General features: G+C 58.7%; 18 protein-coding genes. 14 read left to right on the forward strand and 4 right to left on the reverse strand.

What is annotated here, in order from left to right; all coding sequences use genetic code 11:
- Positions 1–36 precede the first annotated feature (36 nt).
- The 4 genes from AC781_RS03180 to AC781_RS03195 all read left to right on the forward strand — a co-directional run bounded on the left by AC781_RS03180 (position 37) and on the right by AC781_RS03195 (position 4,564).
- Entirely contained in the window at positions 37–2,016 is a 1,980-nt protein-coding gene (locus AC781_RS03180) for a tetratricopeptide repeat protein (RefSeq protein WP_067773405.1), read from the forward strand.
- Positions 2,017–2,032: 16 nt separating this feature from the next.
- Positions 2,033–2,365 carry a hypothetical protein gene (locus AC781_RS03185; protein ID WP_067773408.1) on the forward strand — a complete coding sequence of 111 codons (333 nt, stop codon included), beginning with the start codon at positions 2,033–2,035 and terminating at the stop codon, positions 2,363–2,365.
- A 176-nt stretch (positions 2,366–2,541) separates the two neighbouring features.
- Positions 2,542–3,051 (forward strand): DUF4211 domain-containing protein, encoded by a 510-nt coding sequence (locus AC781_RS03190; protein ID WP_067773411.1) that lies wholly within the window; start codon positions 2,542–2,544, stop codon positions 3,049–3,051.
- Positions 3,052–3,055: 4 nt separating this feature from the next.
- On the forward strand, positions 3,056–4,564 hold the full coding sequence (locus AC781_RS03195; RefSeq protein WP_067773414.1) for a hypothetical protein: 1,509 nt from the start codon (positions 3,056–3,058) through the stop codon (positions 4,562–4,564).
- A 51-nt stretch (positions 4,565–4,615) separates the two neighbouring features.
- Here the strand turns inward: AC781_RS03195 and AC781_RS03200 are convergent, their stop codons facing one another.
- Complete coding sequence (locus AC781_RS03200; protein WP_172801770.1) at positions 4,616–5,134, reverse strand: tetratricopeptide repeat protein; 519 nt, start codon at positions 5,132–5,134, stop codon at positions 4,616–4,618.
- Positions 5,135–5,154: 20 nt separating this feature from the next.
- The gene (locus AC781_RS03205) at positions 5,155–6,393 is read right to left on the reverse strand and encodes a peptidase U32 family protein (RefSeq protein WP_245741082.1); all 1,239 of its coding nucleotides are present in this window, start codon (positions 6,391–6,393) and stop codon (positions 5,155–5,157) included.
- A 228-nt stretch (positions 6,394–6,621) separates the two neighbouring features.
- On the opposite strand from AC781_RS03205, the gene AC781_RS03210 reads away from it, so the two are divergent.
- From AC781_RS03210 to AC781_RS03230, 5 genes are all read left to right on the forward strand, one after another.
- Positions 6,622–7,770 (forward strand): serine/threonine-protein kinase, encoded by a 1,149-nt coding sequence (locus AC781_RS03210; RefSeq protein WP_083076483.1) that lies wholly within the window; start codon positions 6,622–6,624, stop codon positions 7,768–7,770.
- Positions 7,757–8,359 (forward strand): DUF4019 domain-containing protein, encoded by a 603-nt coding sequence (locus tag AC781_RS03215; RefSeq protein ID WP_067773426.1) that lies wholly within the window; start codon positions 7,757–7,759, stop codon positions 8,357–8,359. The genes AC781_RS03210 and AC781_RS03215 overlap by 14 nt, the downstream gene beginning before the upstream one ends.
- A gap of 84 nt (positions 8,360–8,443) precedes the next feature.
- A complete protein-coding gene (locus tag AC781_RS03220) occupies positions 8,444–9,487 on the forward strand; it encodes a DUF4019 domain-containing protein (protein WP_067773429.1) in 1,044 nt (347 codons plus the stop codon).
- Between the two features lie 316 nt (positions 9,488–9,803).
- Positions 9,804–10,844, forward strand: coding sequence for a DUF4019 domain-containing protein (locus tag AC781_RS03225; protein ID WP_067773432.1), 1,041 nt, complete (start codon positions 9,804–9,806; stop codon positions 10,842–10,844).
- 19 nt (positions 10,845–10,863) lie between these two features.
- Complete coding sequence (locus AC781_RS03230; RefSeq protein ID WP_067773435.1) at positions 10,864–11,589, forward strand: RNA polymerase sigma factor; 726 nt, start codon at positions 10,864–10,866, stop codon at positions 11,587–11,589.
- Between the two features lie 154 nt (positions 11,590–11,743).
- On the opposite strand, the gene pdxH is transcribed toward AC781_RS03230, so the two are convergent.
- Positions 11,744–12,382: a pyridoxamine 5'-phosphate oxidase gene (pdxH, locus tag AC781_RS03235; RefSeq protein WP_067773438.1), complete on the reverse strand. Its 639-nt coding sequence runs from the start codon at positions 12,380–12,382 to the stop codon at positions 11,744–11,746.
- A 93-nt stretch (positions 12,383–12,475) separates the two neighbouring features.
- Entirely contained in the window at positions 12,476–12,988 is a 513-nt protein-coding gene (locus tag AC781_RS03240) for a ferritin (protein WP_067773454.1), read from the reverse strand.
- 170 nt (positions 12,989–13,158) lie between these two features.
- Between AC781_RS03240 and AC781_RS03245 the strand changes: the two genes are divergently transcribed.
- From AC781_RS03245 to AC781_RS03265, 5 genes are all read left to right on the forward strand, one after another.
- The gene (locus tag AC781_RS03245; protein ID WP_067773441.1) at positions 13,159–13,443 is read left to right on the forward strand and encodes a hypothetical protein; all 285 of its coding nucleotides are present in this window, start codon (positions 13,159–13,161) and stop codon (positions 13,441–13,443) included.
- A gap of 49 nt (positions 13,444–13,492) precedes the next feature.
- The gene (locus AC781_RS03250; protein WP_067773444.1) at positions 13,493–14,149 is read left to right on the forward strand and encodes a hypothetical protein; all 657 of its coding nucleotides are present in this window, start codon (positions 13,493–13,495) and stop codon (positions 14,147–14,149) included.
- 98 nt (positions 14,150–14,247) lie between these two features.
- Positions 14,248–15,423 carry a methionine adenosyltransferase gene (gene metK, locus AC781_RS03255; RefSeq protein ID WP_067773447.1) on the forward strand — a complete coding sequence of 392 codons (1,176 nt, stop codon included), beginning with the start codon at positions 14,248–14,250 and terminating at the stop codon, positions 15,421–15,423.
- A 14-nt stretch (positions 15,424–15,437) separates the two neighbouring features.
- The gene (gene ahcY, locus AC781_RS03260) at positions 15,438–16,850 is read left to right on the forward strand and encodes an adenosylhomocysteinase (protein ID WP_141675725.1); all 1,413 of its coding nucleotides are present in this window, start codon (positions 15,438–15,440) and stop codon (positions 16,848–16,850) included.
- A 26-nt stretch (positions 16,851–16,876) separates the two neighbouring features.
- Positions 16,877–17,896 (forward strand): bifunctional folylpolyglutamate synthase/dihydrofolate synthase (locus tag AC781_RS03265; RefSeq protein ID WP_067773450.1); only part of this gene is annotated, 1,020 nt, incomplete at its 3' end.

The raw sequence follows: 17,896 nt of genomic DNA on the forward strand, positions 1-17,896 counted from the left end.
CCCTCAAAACCAAAACAAACCGACCTCCACCTTCCGATGAACGACGACCTCCCCGCCCCTCCACGCAGAAAAACCGGAGCATCCCTTGATCTGCCGCCACTGCGCTGCACTCCCGGCCGCCCCGTTGACTCATTGCCTGAACCACCCCAGAAAACATCCATCGCACTCCCTCCCTGCCCCACCGCCGCACCGCCCCCCTCTGCGGCAACACAAAATCAGCCCGGCATTCCCGCCGGGCAAAACACGGCAACCCCGGCACACCGCACATCCGTGCCGGTCTATGTCCCTCACCTCCCTCTTCGAGAAGAAACGGACAACCACTCTTCGCCATCCGGCGAAAAGGCGGATGAAACCCCGATCCATCCATCGCCCGCACTCCGAACGAGGACGCGCCAGCAAAACGAACCGCCGGACAACCCCTCATGGCAACCCTCACCCTGCTCCGGGCCATCTTCATCCTCCACCAAAATAACGCTTGCCATCCTCCTGCCGACACTCCTCGTCGGCGGAGGAGCAGCCGCATGGTACCTTGCACAACAGCCTATTCCGCATACAGCAGTCACCCCCGACACCGCGCCCCCGGCAATCGAATCGGAAAAACACCCGCTGCCAGCACACACGCCCCAGCCGCTTCAGCTCATCACCCCGGAACTCACTCTTGCCGGAGAATCCCCCAAACAAAACCCTGCCCCAGCCGAAACCGAGGAACAAATCGAAAAACGTCGCAGGCAACTTGCCATGGAACAAGCCCTCGAACAAGGCCTGACTCTATCCGGACAATCGACGGATTCCGGCGCACTGCCCGACATCGCCAAAGCCATCTCCTGCTTTGAAAAAGCCGCCGCCCTCGGCAGCCCGGAAGCCGACTACCAGCTCGGATGCATCTACATCGGCCAGAAAAACAGTGAACCCGATCCGGACAAAGCCCACACCCACTTCCTGCGGGCCGGCATAGCCGGACACACCCAGGCACAAGCCATCCTCTATGAAATGTCCGAAAAAGGCATAGGAACCGAAAAAAACCATACCGAAGCCTTACGATGGCTACAGCTAGCCGCCAGGCAACTCCCGGCGGCGCAACTCAAACTGGCCGAACAACACTACCGTGGCATCCCGCCTCTCACGCAAAACACGGACAAAGCCGTAGAACTCATCAACAGAGCCCTGGCGGAAGACCCTCAGCCCGAATACCGCGTCTTCCTCGCCCGCATCTACTTCGGCAGCAGCGACACCAGACGCCATGCCCTCATTCGGAACCTCATCCTTCAGGATGCGGAAAACGGCGACCCGCACGCCCAAACCCTGATGGCCGACATCTATCAGGAACGCAAAGGCATGCCGCCCGGCACCACGGAACCGGAACGGTACCGGCAAATCGAACACTGGCTCGAACGCCTCACGGAAAAAGGCGACCCGCACGCCGCCTACCGGCTCGGCATCCACTACGAACGGCGTGCCCTTCAAACCACAGGGCAGCAACAAACGGAATACCGCAAACTCTCCCGCAAAAACCTTCAAACCGCTGCCGAACTGGGACACAAAGAGGCCGCTGCCCGCCTGAAAACCCAGCCCTCCGCCCCGGTCGGCCAAACAGCACCCGCCATCACTGCACCTGCATCACTCGCCGGAGCAACCATACGATTCGCCTCGTCCGATGAAAATGACCGGATCATACTCATCGAAATGCAAACGGGCACCGAAGGCCGCCTCGACCGAGCATACTCCTTAAACGCCATCGAATACAACCCGCACGGCTCAAAAGCCGAATTCGGCTTCATCTATACGGACACACACAATCCCCACAAATTTTACAATTACCAACTCATCGGACGGAACGTCAACGAACAGCACCCATACCCCGACCCGGAAAAAGAAAACGAACCTCCCGCCATCATCACCTTCACGCAACGGAACGGCAACACCTACACGGGAACCCTGCGCGGCTATCTGGCTTGCGACCGATTCTCCTACGCTACCCGCTTCGACAATGTTCCCATCACAATCACCTTCCCCTGACACACCAATCGAACACATGAAAACACACATCCTCATACCTGCCGCCTCCGGCCTCTGCCTGATCCTTGCCGCCTGCTCCGACAACAGCCCGAACGGCCTCTTCCGGCAAACGATCTCCATCCTGAACGACATCCGCGACAAAGAAAGCGCCGATCTGGCAGCTCCGGAACTCGAACGCCTGATGTCGGAAATCAAACAAGTCATGCACAGCGAACCGTACAAGGGACAAAGCATGGAAACACTGATCGAAAAAAACACGCGTGAAGCATTCGAAACGCAAATGCAGCGCATCATGCACGCCCGCGCCTACGGATCGAAAAAATTGGCCGAAATCTTCCGCTCCAAATAACCGTCTGCAACCTCCCGGACACACCTCCCGACCATCCGCAAACACACATCATTTTTTTATTGACACGAACTCAGCAATACATTATTATCCAATATGAAACGAATCTCTCTTTCCGATTGTAGAAACGTTTCATCCCGTAACCGCGCGTCTCCCCGGATGTTGAACCCGCACATCGCATGAAACTCCTCACTTCGCTACGCCACCTGTCCGTGCTCATCGCCATCCTGCCATGCCTCCGGGCACTGACTCTGCATGCCGCACCCCCGGCAGCCTCCGCCACCATCAGCGAAGACCGCAAAGCCGCCATCGAAGAACTCATCGCCATCGTCAACGAACTCGACACCCTCCTCTCCGGAGTCAAAAGCAAATCCGATGCCGATGCTGCCGCCACCCGCATCCCCGCCCTGCAAACGCGCATCATGCAGCACAACCGGGCCGTCATCGGCATCACTCCCTACACGAAAGCCCTCTACAACGAAGTACAGGCCAAGTACGGCGCCAAGGTACAGGAAGCCTTCCGCAAACTGGAAAACACACTCTCCTCCCTGCAGCGGTCCCGATTTTACTCCTCCAACGACCTCAAAAAGGCGCTAACGTACGGCATGTCCCACCCCTACTTCTACAACAGGCGGCTTGATGGCACCTACATCAACCCTCCCACAGCCTCCTCACCGTCCGCCTATTGACACCATGGCCATACACATCGAAAACACCCCTTCGGCACTGGCCTCGTTGAAAACACGCCTGAAGCAGGCACGGCTGGTCTCCCTCTCCGTCACCCTCCTCTGCCTCCTCCTCTCCGCAGCCATCCTCTACTTCTGCGTCAAACTCTTCGAAACCACTCCCCCCGCCCAACTCACGCACTACATTCCACCCAACGACGCACCCCCCAGCCAGCAAGCCCCTGTCACCAAACAACTGCAATCCCGCCCCGCAAGCGCCGCATCCTCCATCGCACCGTCCATCGCCGTTGCCGCAACGGCCGGCAGCATCGCCATGCCCCAGATCGACATCTCCCCTCCTGAACAGGACTTCGGCACCGGCGAAGTCATCGCTGCCGGATTCGGCAACGGCTCCGTCAGCACCGACCTTGGCGCCGGAGGATACGGCATGGGCAGCGAACAAGCCGGAGCCTCATCACTCGCCGGCACCCTCTACGACCTCAAGCAAACCCAGAGCGGCGCACCCTCCATCTACGCGGAAAGCCAATCCAACGCCGAAGTCGTCAAACTGCTGGCCGACTTCTACAAAAGCAACTGGAACGCCTCCCTACTGGGCCGCTTCTGGAAATCGAAAACGAAACTGTACACCTCCTGCTTCTACATGCCCAACAGCGAAGACAAAGAAGCACCGCACGCCTACCGCTGCTCGGACACCATGAGCGAATCCCGCTGGGTTGCCATCTACAAAGGAAAAGTCAAAGCCCCCAAAACCGGCCGCTTCCGCTTCGTCGGCATCGGCGACTCCGTCATGGCCGTCCGATTCAACAGAAAAAACGTCTTCCAGTGCGGCTTCCACTCCCTGCAGGACGGCACATGGGAAACCCACCGCAAACAACTCTTCGACCGGGGAGAAGACACCGTCACCTACCCCGGCATCGACTACTGGTGCAAACTCTTCCAATGGAACGCCGGAAGAGCCCACATCCCCATGCCCGAAGGCATGACGACAGACATCGAAGTACCCACATACCGGGTCGTCGGCACGAGAAAAGTCAAAGTCCCCATCTATGAAGACGGCCCCATCGACCCCGGCCGCGAACGCAAAATCATCGGCGAACGGGAAATAGAACAACCCATACACGATGGATCCCAATACGGCACCGCCACTGACACCGAACTCCTGTGCCGCTCCCTCTACGCCCTGCGACTCGACACCATGGAACCCAACAACCTGCCGGGCGGCTTCGAAACAGGAGACACCTTTCAGGTAAAAGCCGGACAATGGTACGACTTTGAAATGCTCATCTCCGAAATCGGAGGCGGCAAATTCGGCTTCTGCCTCCTCATCGAAGACCTTGACGACACCAACCCGAACCGCACGGACAAAGGAACCCCGCTCTACCAGCTCTTCCGCACCAACTTCGTCTCGCCGAGCGCGGAAGAATTCTACAGCGCCATCAACTTCCCCGTCCCCGACGAAGAACGGGTAGACCCGCCCTACGACCCGGACAGCCTCATCTGGGAGGCCAAAAACTGAACGGCGACCAGCCTTCCGCTTCGGCAAGAAAACCGCTCTCCGCCTGACCGATCAACCCTCAGGCACCTCTTCCGCACCAAGCTCCTTGGCACGAAAATACAGCTTGGCGGCTTCCTCCAGATCCTTCTCCACGCCCGTCCCTGCCGTATAATACTCGGCCAGATAAATCATCGCGTCCACCTGCCCGTTCTCGGCGGCCAATCGGTACCATTTTGCAGCCTCAGCCCGATCCACGGGCACACCCTCGCCAAGCTCGTAGCAATTGCCCACATTGCACTGGGCATTCGCATAGCCCTGCTCCGCAGCCTTCAGATACCAGCCGAACGCCTTCTCCTTATCCATCGGCACCCCGTTACCGAAACTATAGCACAAGGCAAGCGCGGCCTGCGCCAGCATATACCCCTGCTCCGCAGCCTTCGCATACCACCCGGCAGCCTCTTCCTTATCCTGCTCCACGCCATACCCGTTCGCAAAGCAGGAACCCAGGCGGAACTGCGCCTCCGGCTCACCCAACTCGGCGCCCATGCGGTACGCCTTCACCAACTCGTTCCATGAATCATCCTTCATCATAACAGAAAAAACTCCCGGCATCATGCCAGTGCCCGAGGCTGCACCAGATACACACGATCATTCCTCCGCACCCGCTCCGGCACAGCCACATACACCGTCGCTCCCTTCGGAGCGGCAGCCACACGCTGCGTCACTCCATCCACATCCTGCCGCATCTCCGCCACCTCCACGCGCAAAGCCCCCGTCGAAGGCCCGCACACCAGAATCGACTGCCCCTCCTCCAGCCCCAGAGCCTCCAGAAACAGCTCCGCCACCCCATTCTTCGCATAAAAACGCGTCACCTTCGCCGCATGCACCCGCTGCTCCGTCGCACGGCTATTCGAACAGCCGCTCCACTCGCCCCACGCCTCGCCCAGATAATACCCGCCGTGCCAGAAATCGCGATTGAACACCCCGTGCAGCTGCGCTTCCCATGCCTCCACCCGCTCCGGCGTAAACGCCCCCTCCCGGCAAGCCTGCACAGCCTCCTTATACACCCGCGTCACCGCCGCCACATAATCCTCGGACCTCCCACGCCCCTCCAGCTTGAACACCGACACCCCCGCATCCACCAACTGATCCAGCACGCGAATCGTACAAATATCCCGGGGAGACATCACATACTTGTTATCGATCTCCAGCTCGAACCCCGTCTCCGCATCCGTCACCTTATACGCCCGGCGGCAAAGCTGATAGCACGCCCCCCGGTTCGCCGAAGAATTATACCCCGCAAGACTCATATAGCACTTGCCGGACACCGCAATGCACAACGCCCCGTGGGCGAACACCTCCACCCGCACAAGACCGCCCGAAGGCCCCCGCACATCCTCACGCTCAATCCCCTCGATAATATGCCGAATCTGCGAAAGCTTCAACTCCCGCGCCAGCACCATCACATCCGCAAACGCCGCATAAAAACGCACGGCCGCCAGATTGCACACATTCGCCTGCACCGAAATATGCACCGGCAGCCCGATCGAATGCGCATACGAAATCACCGCAATATCGGAAGCGATCACCGCATCGATCCCGGCCTTCAACGCCTCATCGCACAGCGCACGCATCTCCGCCATCTCCTCATCGTACACGATCACATTGCACGTCAGATAAGCCTTTGCACCCGCCGCATGGCACAGCCGCGCCACCTTCCGCAAATCGTCACGCGTAAAATTGGCCGAAGCGCGAGCACGCATATTCAACTCGCCCACGCCGAAATACACCGAATCCGCACCGGACCTCAACGCCGCCGCGAGAGATTCAAACGAACCCGCCGGAGCCATAATTTCCAAAACATCACCGCAAGCCATGCACACACAGAGTAAAGGAAAGCCCGCCTCCCGTCAAGCACGGGAACCTGCACCATCATCGGCAGGAGTCTGCCGGACGCCTCTCCCCGCGCATTCCCCCTCCGCCGCCGTGAATAAGATTGCCACCTCACCCTCTTTTATTGTAACAATAGAACATGCTTCCGTCTTTCACCACTGGAAGCCATCATCCCCTTCCATCCCATGCACCACTCACCAGACCACAACCTCCCCCAGGGAATGAACCCCGCAGACCTCCTCCGGCAGGGCATGCGGCCGGACACCATCGGAGACAACGCACAGCCCCCCTTCCATGCTCCCTCCCTCGAAGAACTCGCCCCGCTCTTCCCGGAACTCGACTTCATCAAACTGATCGGAGAAGGCGGCATGGGAGCCGTCTACAAGGCCAGGCAATGCGCTCTCGACCGCCTCATCGCCCTCAAAATCCTGCCTGAAGAAATCGGAGGAGACGCCGCCTTCTCCGAACAATTCACCCGCGAAGCCAAAGCCCTCGCCACACTCAACCACCCCAACATCGTCGCCATCCACGAATTCGGCAAAAAGGACGACCTCTACTACATCGTCATGGAATACGTGGACGGCACCAACCTGCGAACCATCATGGAACGCGGCCTCATCAACCCCAAAGAAGCCCTCGCCATCGTCCCCCAAATCTGCGACGCCCTCCAATACGCCCATGACCGCGGCATCGTCCACCGAGACATCAAACCCGAAAACATCCTCCTCAACAGAGCAGGCACCGTCAAAGTCGCCGACTTCGGACTCGTCAAACTCGTACCGGCACAGCGAACCTCCGCCACCGGCGGCATCGCGCAGCAGGAAAACTCCAATGCGTCCGTCCTCACGCGCGACGGCAAAGTCATGGGCACCCCCGCCTACATGGCTCCCGAACAACTCGAAACACCATCCGACGTCGACCACCGGGCAGACATCTACGCCCTTGGCGTCGTCTTCTACCAAATGCTTACAGGAGAACTCCCCGGCACACGACTCTCCACCCCCTTCCGCAAAAACGCGATCGACGCTCCTTTGAACGACATCGTCCGAAAAGCACTGGAAAGCGACCCCGGCAAACGCTACCAGCAGGCCGGCATCATGAAAACGAGCCTCGAAACCCTCTCCGCCACCCCTCCCCACCCAACCTACCTCAACTGGCGGCTCACCGCAGGCGGCCTCATCGGCATCGCAGCAGGCGCATCGCTCGGCATCTATGCATCTCCGGCCTTCATCCATAAGGGAACCTTCGCCACCCTCATTGCCGCTGGAGCCATCCTCTTGGCAGCCTCATTCCTCATCCATCGGGCCATGAAAAAATCACATGAAAACACATAATCTCACAAAACACCTGATACCCCTCCTCTTCGCCTGCGGCACCTTCTCCCTGACCACGGGAGTCATCGCAGCCGTCCAGAACGACCGTACCGAAACCGGCAAAGAACCACCATCGGACGAAATATCCCAAGCCGTTCAAACAGCCCAATCATGGCTCTCACTCATCGACGCAGGCCAATATGAAAAAAGCTACAACCAAATGGATAAACACATCGGCAACCACAACCTGACATTGCCCGACTGGGCAAAATCCTGCAACAGCATGAAAACGCACTTCGGCATCATCACCGGCCGCCGTTACATCAAAATCGAAATGCTCGCCGAAACCCCGGGCTTGCCGAAAAACTCGTGGATGATCGTCACATTTCACGCTGAAACATCGGCTCCTCTGATCAGGGAATACATCAAGGCCACCGGCACAGGAACAATACCGGGAGGCATTGCCGCCTCCGAGGGAAAACTGATCGAATCCGTCGTCCTTATCAAACAACCGAAAAACGGTGAATGGCTCCCTGCCGGCAGAATCCTCGACATTCCGGAAGCTCGCGACCCGGCCATGATTCCCTCAAAACCGCTCCTCGAACAATAATCCTCACGAAAACCCACACAACTCTTTACACGCATTCGTCCCCGACAACACAGCTTCCATATCCACAAACAATTCCACATCATCATGAAAGCAACGCTCAAAAACAAATACCTCGTCCCCCTCCTCTTCGCCTGCGGCACCCTCTCATTCACCACAGGAGTCGTCGCAGCCGTCCAGAGCGCCTCCACCGCCTCGAAAACGGGGGCACAGGCTCACCAAGAAATCCAGCCGACCGACTTCGCTCGCACATGGCTCGAACAAATCGACGCAGGCCAATACGAAAAAAGCTACAACCAATTTGACGGATCCGGCAAAACCAACCGCTCCCTGGCCGACTGGACGACAACATGGAACACATTGCAACAACAGTTCGGTACAATCAACAACCGGCAACACCAGAAAACGGAATCCTGCCGCACCCTCAAAGGACTGCCGGACGGAGACTATACGCTCGTCACCTTCAAAGCCTCGCCATCCTCCATGCCCTTGCTCACCTTATTCGAACGGCTCGTACTCGCCAAACAGCCGGACACCGGAACATGGACCGTCGCCAAAGAAGAACTGCTCTTCACCACTTCAAACCGGGATCAGCCGGACGCAGCCTTCATCCTTCCCGGCATGGAACAGGCAGCATCCGGCAGCGCCGCTCCAGATAATCCCACGGCCGATGCCGAAGACTTGGCGCAATGCTCCGCGGCCGCTCTGGCATGGCTCGCCTTGATCGACCAGGGCAAGTACAACGAAAGTTACGTGCAACTCCCTTTCAGCCTCAAAGAAAACTGTTCCCCCGCTCAATGGATATCGTGGATCAAAAATCACCGGCCCGACCTCAGCTCTCCTTCCGAAAGAGATTTGATTATCAAAAGGGAACAGATCACCGATCCCGACAAGAGATACAGCATCACCCGCCTCGAAGAGGAATGGGTAGAAACTCACGACGGCAAAAGTGCAACCTCACCGGCAGAGGATCAGGAATACAATGCCCGCACGATCCAGTTCTCGACCCGCTCATCCCGCTACGACGGAATCACCATTGAAACGGTGATCGTATATCGTCGCACCAACGGAGCATGCAAAGTGGCCGCCTATTATGCGGAGCAACTCCCATCCGACGAGCCCCTTCCATAACCAGTCGCCCCACGCTCCTGTAAGCCGATCATCAAAGAAAGGCGGCTTACAGGACCGACCAACCACCGCACACAGACGCACGGCCATGTCATCCTGTTACCTCGCTGTCCTCCTGCTCGCCGAACACTCCTTGCCCTCCTCGGCGCCTGCCGCACGGAGATTACATGACCGCCACCTTTGAGGCCGTCGAAACCGCCGTACTGGTCAGAGGACAAGGGAAAAACGGAAAACAGCTCCAAGGCGGCGACTGGAACCCTCTCAAGCACGACATTCAATAAACCGCTCGGAATCAAACAACGACCACGAAACAAACAAAATGAAAACACCAAGGTGCAAACAGCACATCGTTTCTGCCCTCTTTTCCTGCGGCACCCTCTGCCTGACGACGGGCATCGTCGCCGCCGTTCAACAGAACCAGGCAGAGACCACCCGGCAAACACATCTCGAAACAAAGCCTGAACAACAAACGGATATACCGGAACAATGCATTCAGACGGCTCAGGCATGGCTCCGGTTGCTGGATACGCTCAAATATGATGAAAGTTACAGGCAACTGGCCGATGCAGCCAAAACACACATGCCTTCCTTGAAATGGACACGCAGGCTCCAATGGCTCAGAACGCATTTTGGCGAAACCATCGAACGCACCTTGATCACCGACCGAAACAGACAAAAAAAATATTCCATTCCCGACCATGATCTGGACCCCACCATGATCCAGGGAAACAAGATCAAACTCCACTTTGAAACCACCCTCACCGGAAGCGCCCCCGTACTCGAAACGGTATTCATGCAGCAGCAAAGCGATGGAACATGGAAAGTCTATTCATACGACGCTCAACCTTTGTCCACGGATCCGGACACGATAACCTCTCCATCCCGGCAAACGGATCAACCTCCAGCACCAATCGGAAAAGGAGCGGAAGAACCATGCGTTAAAACCGCCATGGCATGGCTGGAACTCCTTGATAGCGGAAAATATGAAGAATTCTATGCGATATGGAAAAAAAGCTACGTCAAACAGGAAAACATCGTCCCGTATTTTCCCTCAGAGAAAGAATTTATACGCATCATGGCCACCTGCCGGGGAGCTGCGGGACCGGTCATCTCACGGCAATGGAAAGACACCAACCCCGCCCATTTTCACGTAGAAAATGAAGCGCAAGAACTATTGCAAACGCAAAAAGAACAGAAATTCGACTTCATCAGCATCCGCTTCGCGACATCCTGCATCGTGGACAAAAACACGGCGGAACGCATAGAAACAGTGACCATGTACCGTTCCAGGCCGAACGGACAGAACACGAACCCCGGTCCTTGGAAATTCTACGGATACGACATCAAACACATCCTATAACCACCCTCTGCACCACCCCATGAAAAACGACCGGACACACGGCACCTTCTCCACTACCCGCTGGACACTCGTCCTGCGGGCCGGAGACTCGGAAGGACCGTCCTCCGAAACGGCATGGCAGCACCTCTGCAAAATCTACTGGTACCCCCTGTACGCCTATGCCCGGCGCAACGGAGCCGCCAAAGAAGATGCCGAAGACATCGTACAGGGCTTCCTCCTCTCCCTGTTCGAACGTCAGGACCTGAACCGCGTCTCGCCGGAAAAAGGAAAATTCCGCTCCTTCCTGCTCGCCTCGCTCAAACACTACATCTCCCACGCAGCCGACAAAGCCAAAACCCTGAAACGCGGCGGAGCGGCACCGCACCTCTCCCTCGACTGGGAACAAGCCGGAACACGCTTCGAAATCTCCGACACCACCTCCGGCACCCCGGATGAAATCTATGACCGCGAATGGGCTTTCGCCCTCCTCCAGAACGTACTCGAACGCCTCCGCTCCGAATGGCAGGCCAAACACAAGGAAGCCCTCTTCGACCTCCTGCAAATCTTCCTCACCGTCGACAGGGACGATGCCAAATACGCCGAAACCGCCGCCAGCCACGGATTCAGTGAAAACTACCTGCGCGTCAACACCCACCGCCTCCGCAAACGCTACCGCGAACTCCTCCGCGAAGAAATCGGACAAACCCTGAAAAACCGGGACATGATCGAAGACGAAATGCAAGCCCTCTTCAAAGCCTTCACCTGAACACAACGCAGCAGAATAACCCCTCGTTTTTGCACGAAATCGAGAAAACCGCTGATGCCTCGCGGACGGATCACACCAATGCCTCAAGCTGGGCAACCCGCACGCGACTCTCGGGCAACTCAATCATACCTAGGCCATTTCATACAGAAACGCCTCACGGCTGCAACCGCTCAATCGTCCACGAACCGTCTTCCTGCTTCGTATACATGAAACGGTCGTGTACGCGGCCGGGGCCGCCTTGCCAGAACTCGAAATGGTGCGGCACAATACGGTAGCCGCCCCAGAACGAAGGCAAAGGAATCTCCCCATTGGAAAACTTGTTCTTCAACTCCTGCAACTTCATCATCAGAAGCTTGCGGCCGGAAACAACCGAACTCTGCTGCGACACCCACGCACCGAGCTGCGACTCCTTCGGGCGCGACATGAAATACTTCAGCGACTCCATGCGCGAAATCTTCTCGCAACGCCCGTAAATGATCACCTGCCTCTCCAGCACCACCCAGGGCAGCATCATGCACGTCTCGGGATTCTCCGCGATCTCATGCGCCTTGCGGCTCCCGTAATTCGTGAAAAACACGAACCCCTCCTCATTGAAATACTTCAGCAGCACCGTACGCAGGGACGGGCGGCCGTCCGCCGTGGCCGTAGCCAGACTCATCGCATTCGGCTCCGGAATGCCGGACTCAAGCGCCTGCTTGAACCACAGATCGAACTGCCTGAACGGATCTTCCTGCAAATCCTTGCGGTGCAACGTACCTTTGAGATACTCCTCTCTAAAACTCGACAAATCCATACGCGCAGCATATCACGAACCCGGAAAACAAACAAGCCGGGAAGCGCAGCATCGCGGCAGCGCATCCCCGGCCCGGAAAACAACATCACCGGCTCAACCCTGCGATGCCTGCGGCACGTAGGCGCGCTTCGCCAGCTCCGCATCGATCAACAGCAGGCTTTGGCCGCAATCGCGGGCGAGGCGAAGCTTATGGATAATATCCGTCACATTCTGCTCCTCCTCCACCTGCTCCGTCACGTACCACTGAAGGAAAATCTCCGTCGCATAATCTCCCTCCTGCTTGGCCAGAGCGACCATATTGTTCACACTGCGCGTCACGAGACGCTCGTGCTCAAGGGCAAGCTCGAAAATCTCGCATGCCGTCTTGGCGTCGTACTGCGGTGCATCCACTGCGGGGACGACAATCTTCGCATCGCGGGCAATCAGGTAATCGATCAGCCTGAGGGCATGATCGTTCTCCTCCCGGTACTGCACGCGCAGCCAGTGGGCCGCACCGGTCAACCCGGCTTCGTGCATGGCGGAAGACATCGACAGGTAGAGATTGGCTGAATCCATCTCCAGCTTCACCTGTTCATTAATCGAATTGATAATCGTTTGATTCATCATAAAATTGAAATTGGGGTTATCTGCAAGCATACTAGAACAGCCCCCGCAAGGATGCGAGCAGATAAACTAACATTTATTCCGGCCCTTCCGTCCATGCTTGCACAGCCGCCCGCCAACCATCCCGGCGCATCCCAACTTGACAACACATTTTCCTTTGTTACACTCGAACCATGAAACCGCACCGGGGAATTGCCATCCTGTCCGTCCTCTTCTGCGCCTCATGCCAGGTGCAGCAATACATCGACAACGAAGACCTGCGCATCTACAACACGCCCATCGGCAAAACGAAACTCACCCGCCCGGCAGCCGCTGCCGCACCGGAAACGCAGGCCTCCATCCCGGCAAACACACCTGCCGCTCCCGCCACTCCGGCGCCTGCCGCCCCCGCACAGCCGCTCCCTCCCTCCATCCAATCCGGTTCCGACTGGACGGAAGAAACCCCGGGAGCCATCTGAAACTCCGCCCGGCATTGACAACCACCCTGCCGGCGCCTACAATACGCACATGCTCCGCCACCTGCGACTCATCCTCCTGACCGCCGCCGCGGCGACAGCCTGCACCAGCTGCTCCATCTGCCGCACCTCACTCGACGTCGCCGAACGCGGCACCACCTACGAAGGCTACGAAATCACCGGGGTGGACGCCGTCTGGCAAAAAGGAGGCAACTACTACGTACGCTGCCCGCACAAGCAATTCCGCCTGCACTACCCGTGGGTCAAAGACCCCGTCTTCCGACCGGAACTGCAACCTGCCTACATCCCCCTTCAGCAGGAAGGCGAAACCCTCTACGCCTTCCACCGCATCTCGCCGGACGTCGCCTACGCCCTCGTCCACACCAACGGGTTCGACATGCTCAACCAGCTTCACACCGAACTCGACGCCACCCCCGATGCGTGGATACCGGAACCCTCCTTCTCCGCCTCAGGCGCACGCCGCATCCCGTCCAAAGCAATCGTCGGCGACAAAGACAAACCCAGCCTCCAGACTGCCGCCATCCGCAGCGAAAAGGAAACCTCCTCCGCCTGGGCATGGCAGACGCTGGCCGTACTCGATGCCATCATTGTGGACATCCCCGGCACCGCCCTCTACAACATCGCCATGCCCCTCATCGCGCCGTACCGCGTCATTCAGGACATCTCCAACGACAACAACCTCTACTGAACTTTGCCGGACAGCCGTCTCGCATACCGATGCGGACACAAGGCGAGATTGACTTGACTGCCGATCGAGAGCATACTCGCCGGGCAAGCGCTTTTTTCATGAAAAACCCTCATATCTTTACATCCGAATCCGTCGGTGAAGGTCACCCGGACAAGGTAGCCGACCTCATCTCGGACACCATTCTGGACGCCTGCCTGGCACAGGACCCCGCCAGCCGCGTCGCATGTGAAACCCTCGTCAAAAGCAACCGCGTCATCCTCGCCGGAGAAATCACCACCTCCGCCACACTCGACATTGAGGAAATCGTCCGCGGAGCCATACGGGAAATCGGCTACTGCACCGAAAAGGACGACCCCGTCTTCCATGCGGACAACGTCACCGTCACCAACCTCCTCACCCGCCAGTCCCCCGACATCGCGCAGGGCGTAGACGCCTGCGCCGCCGCAGGCAAAGACGGTGAAGAACAGGGAGCCGGAGACCAGGGCATCATGTTCGGCTTCGCCACCAACGAAACCGAAGAACTCATGCCCGCCCCCGTCATGTTCGCCCACAAAATCATGCAAGCACTTGCAGGCGTACGTAAAAGCGGAAAAATCTCCTGGCTCCGCCCCGACAGCAAATCTCAGGTCGCCGTCGAATACGGCGAAGACGGCCAGCCACTCCGCATCCTCAACGTCGTCGTCTCCACCCAGCACACCGAAGACGTGGACATCGACGAAATCCGCCGCTTCTGCAAGGAACTCGTCCAGAAAACCCTCCCTGCCGAACTCCTCACAAAGGACACCGAATACCTCATCAACCCCACCGGCCGCTTCGTCATCGGCGGCCCCGAAGGGGACTCCGGCCTCACCGGCCGCAAAATCATCGTCGACACCTACGGCGGCATGGGCCGCCACGGCGGAGGCGCATTCTCCGGCAAAGACCCCTCCAAAGTGGACCGCTCCGCCGCCTACATGTGCCGCTGGGCAGCCAAACACATCGTCGCCGCCGGACTGGCCGACCGCTGCGAACTGCAGGTCGCCTATGCCATCGGCTACCCGAACCCCGTCTCCATCCGGGTGGAATCCTTCGGCACCGGAAAAATCGGCGACCACGCCATCGCCCGCGCCGTCGAAAAAACATTCTCCTTCAAACCTGCGGACATGATCGCCGCCCTCGGCCTGCTCCGCCCCATCTACAGCCGCAGCACCAACTACGGCCACTTCACCAAAGAAGACCTCCCCTGGGAACAGCTCGACACCGACAAACTCCACGCACTCCGCCAGGCACTCTGAACCTCTCCGCCGCCATGAACGCCACAGACACGTACGCCGTCCGCGACATCGCCCTTGCCGACTTCGGCCACAAGGAAATCGCCGTCTCCGAACACGAAATGCCCGGCCTCATGGCCGTCCGTGAAAAATACGCAGCTGCCCAGCCCCTCAAGGGAGTCCGCATCACCGGCTCCCTCCACATGACCATCCAGACGGCCATCCTCATCGAAACCCTCGTCGCCCTCGGCGCAGACGTCCGCTGGGCCAGCTGCAACATCTTCTCCACGCAGGACCACGCCGCCGCCGCCATCGCGGACAACGGCACCCCCGTCTTCGCATGGAAAGGCGAAACCCTCGAAGAATACTGGGACTGCACATGGAAAGCCCTCTCCCATCGGGACGGCCTCGGCCCCCAGCTCATCGTCGACGACGGAGGAGACGCCACCCTCCTCCTCCACAAAGGCTACGAAATGGAAAACGGCAGCGACTGGGTAAACACCCCCTCCGAATCCCACGAAGAACAGATCATCAAAACCCTCCTCAAAAAAATCTCCGCCGAACAGCCCGGCGTCTTCCACCGCTGGATGCCGGAAATCAAAGGCGTCTCCGAAGAAACCACCACCGGAGTCCACCGCCTCTACCAAATGTACGCCGAAGGCAGCCTCCTCTTCCCCGCCATCAACGTCAACGACTCCGTCACCAAATCCAAATTCGACAACCTCTACGGCTGCCGCGAATCCCTTGTGGACGGCATCAAACGCGCCACCGACGTCATGATCGCCGGCAAAGTCGCCGTCGTCTGCGGCTATGGCGATGTAGGCAAAGGCTGCGCCCAATCCCTCCGCGGACTCGGCGCACAGGTCATCGTCACCGAAGTGGACCCCATCTGCGCCCTACAGGCCGCCATGGAAGGCTACCGCGTCCTCACCGTCGAAGACACCCTCGGCTGGGGCGACATCTACGTCACCACCACAGGCAACTGCGACATCATCCGCATCGAACACATGGAACGCATGCGCGACCAGGCCATCGTCTGCAACATCGGCCACTTCGACAACGAAATCCAGGTCTCCAAACTCGAAACCTACCCCGGCATCCTGCGCCTCAACATCAAACCGCAGGTAGACAAATACACCTTCCCGGACGGCCACAGCATCTACCTCCTCGCCGAAGGCCGCCTCGTCAACCTCGGCTGCGCCACCGGCCACCCCAGCTTCGTCATGTCCAACAGCTTCACCAACCAGGTACTCGCCCAAATCGCCCTCTGGGAAAGCCGCGGCCAGCGCCCCGTCGGCGTCGAAGTCCTCCCGAAACAACTCGACGAAGAAGTAGCCCGCCTCCACCTCGGCAAACTCGGTTGCAAACTCACCACCCTCACCGAAAAACAGGCCGCCTACATCGGCGTCGGCGTCGAAGGCCCCTACAAACCGGAAAACTACCGCTACTGAACCCTCCGGCCTCGGCCACCCCTCCCATGGACGCACGGGAAACACCCCTCGACTGGCTCTACGGCATCCAGCACTTCGGCATCAAACTCGGACTGGATGGCATCACCCGCCTGCTCAGGGAACTCGGCGTCCTCTACCCCAGGGCGAACGTCGTCCACGTCGCGGGAACCAACGGCAAAGGCTCCACCTGCGCCATGATCGAAAGCATCGCGCGCGCCGCAGGCTACCGCACAGGCCTCTTCACCTCCCCGCACCTCATCGACTTCCGCGAACGCATCCGCATCTGCGGAGCAATGATCCCCGCCGCAGACCTCGACCGCCACATCACCCGCATACGCGACCACATCAAAGACTGGGACGCACCTCCCACCTTCTTTGAAATCGTCCTCGCCATCGCCCTCCTCCACTTCGCCGAAAACGAAACAGACCTCATCATCCTCGAAACCGGCATGGGCGGCAGACTCGACGCCACCAACGCCATCCCCAAAGACGTAGCCGTCATCACCCCCATCGGCATCGACCACGCCCAATACCTCGGCAGCACCCTCTATGCCATCGGCAGCGAAAAAGCCGGAATCATCTCCTGGCACCGCCCCGTCATCTCCGCCGTACAGCAGCCCGAAGCCCGCCGCGCCATCGATGAAGCCTGCGCCGCCATGGACACAGGCGTCTACTACTGCGAAGAACCCATCCCCTACACCTGCAACCTCCCCGGCGCCCACCAGCTCGAAAACGCCCGCATGGCCGTCGCCGCCCTTGCCGAACTCCCCGGACTCCTCATCGAACAACGCCACATTGCCGAAGGACTCAACAACGTCCAGTGGCCCGGCCGCTTCGAAGAAATCCGCCCCGGCATCATCATGGACGGCGCACACAACCCGCACGCCATGCACACCCTCCTCGACACATGGCACGCCACCTTCGGCAGCCGCCAAGCCACCTGCATCTTCGCCGCCTCGGCGGACAAAGCCGTCGAAGAAAACATCTCCCTCCTCTCCCCCATCGTCGGAGAATGGATCCTGTCTCTTATACACATCTCCGAGCCC

This window comes from Neoakkermansia glycaniphila (assembly GCF_001683795.1).
Taxonomy (GTDB): Bacteria; Verrucomicrobiota; Verrucomicrobiia; order Verrucomicrobiales; family Akkermansiaceae; genus Akkermansia; species Akkermansia glycaniphila.

Coding starts and splice junctions, on each gene's coding strand:
- AC781_RS03180 (WP_067773405.1), top strand. CDS start 37: ATGAACGACGACCTCCCCGCCCCTCCACGCAGAAAAACCGGAGCATCC.
- AC781_RS03185 (WP_067773408.1), top strand. CDS start 2,033: ATGAAAACACACATCCTCATACCTGCCGCCTCCGGCCTCTGCCTGATC.
- AC781_RS03190 (WP_067773411.1), top strand. CDS start 2,542: ATGAAACTCCTCACTTCGCTACGCCACCTGTCCGTGCTCATCGCCATC.
- AC781_RS03195 (WP_067773414.1), top strand. CDS start 3,056: ATGGCCATACACATCGAAAACACCCCTTCGGCACTGGCCTCGTTGAAA.
- AC781_RS03200 (WP_172801770.1), bottom strand. CDS start 5,134: ATGATGAAGGATGATTCATGGAACGAGTTGGTGAAGGCGTACCGCATG.
- AC781_RS03205 (WP_245741082.1), bottom strand. CDS start 6,393: ATGGCTCCGGCGGGTTCGTTTGAATCTCTCGCGGCGGCGTTGAGGTCC.
- AC781_RS03210 (WP_083076483.1), top strand. CDS start 6,622: ATGCACCACTCACCAGACCACAACCTCCCCCAGGGAATGAACCCCGCA.
- AC781_RS03215 (WP_067773426.1), top strand. CDS start 7,757: ATGAAAACACATAATCTCACAAAACACCTGATACCCCTCCTCTTCGCC.
- AC781_RS03220 (WP_067773429.1), top strand. CDS start 8,444: ATGAAAGCAACGCTCAAAAACAAATACCTCGTCCCCCTCCTCTTCGCC.
- AC781_RS03225 (WP_067773432.1), top strand. CDS start 9,804: ATGAAAACACCAAGGTGCAAACAGCACATCGTTTCTGCCCTCTTTTCC.
- AC781_RS03230 (WP_067773435.1), top strand. CDS start 10,864: ATGAAAAACGACCGGACACACGGCACCTTCTCCACTACCCGCTGGACA.
- pdxH (WP_067773438.1), bottom strand. CDS start 12,382: ATGGATTTGTCGAGTTTTAGAGAGGAGTATCTCAAAGGTACGTTGCAC.
- AC781_RS03240 (WP_067773454.1), bottom strand. CDS start 12,988: ATGATGAATCAAACGATTATCAATTCGATTAATGAACAGGTGAAGCTG.
- AC781_RS03245 (WP_067773441.1), top strand. CDS start 13,159: ATGAAACCGCACCGGGGAATTGCCATCCTGTCCGTCCTCTTCTGCGCC.
- AC781_RS03250 (WP_067773444.1), top strand. CDS start 13,493: ATGCTCCGCCACCTGCGACTCATCCTCCTGACCGCCGCCGCGGCGACA.
- metK (WP_067773447.1), top strand. CDS start 14,248: ATGAAAAACCCTCATATCTTTACATCCGAATCCGTCGGTGAAGGTCAC.
- ahcY (WP_141675725.1), top strand. CDS start 15,438: ATGAACGCCACAGACACGTACGCCGTCCGCGACATCGCCCTTGCCGAC.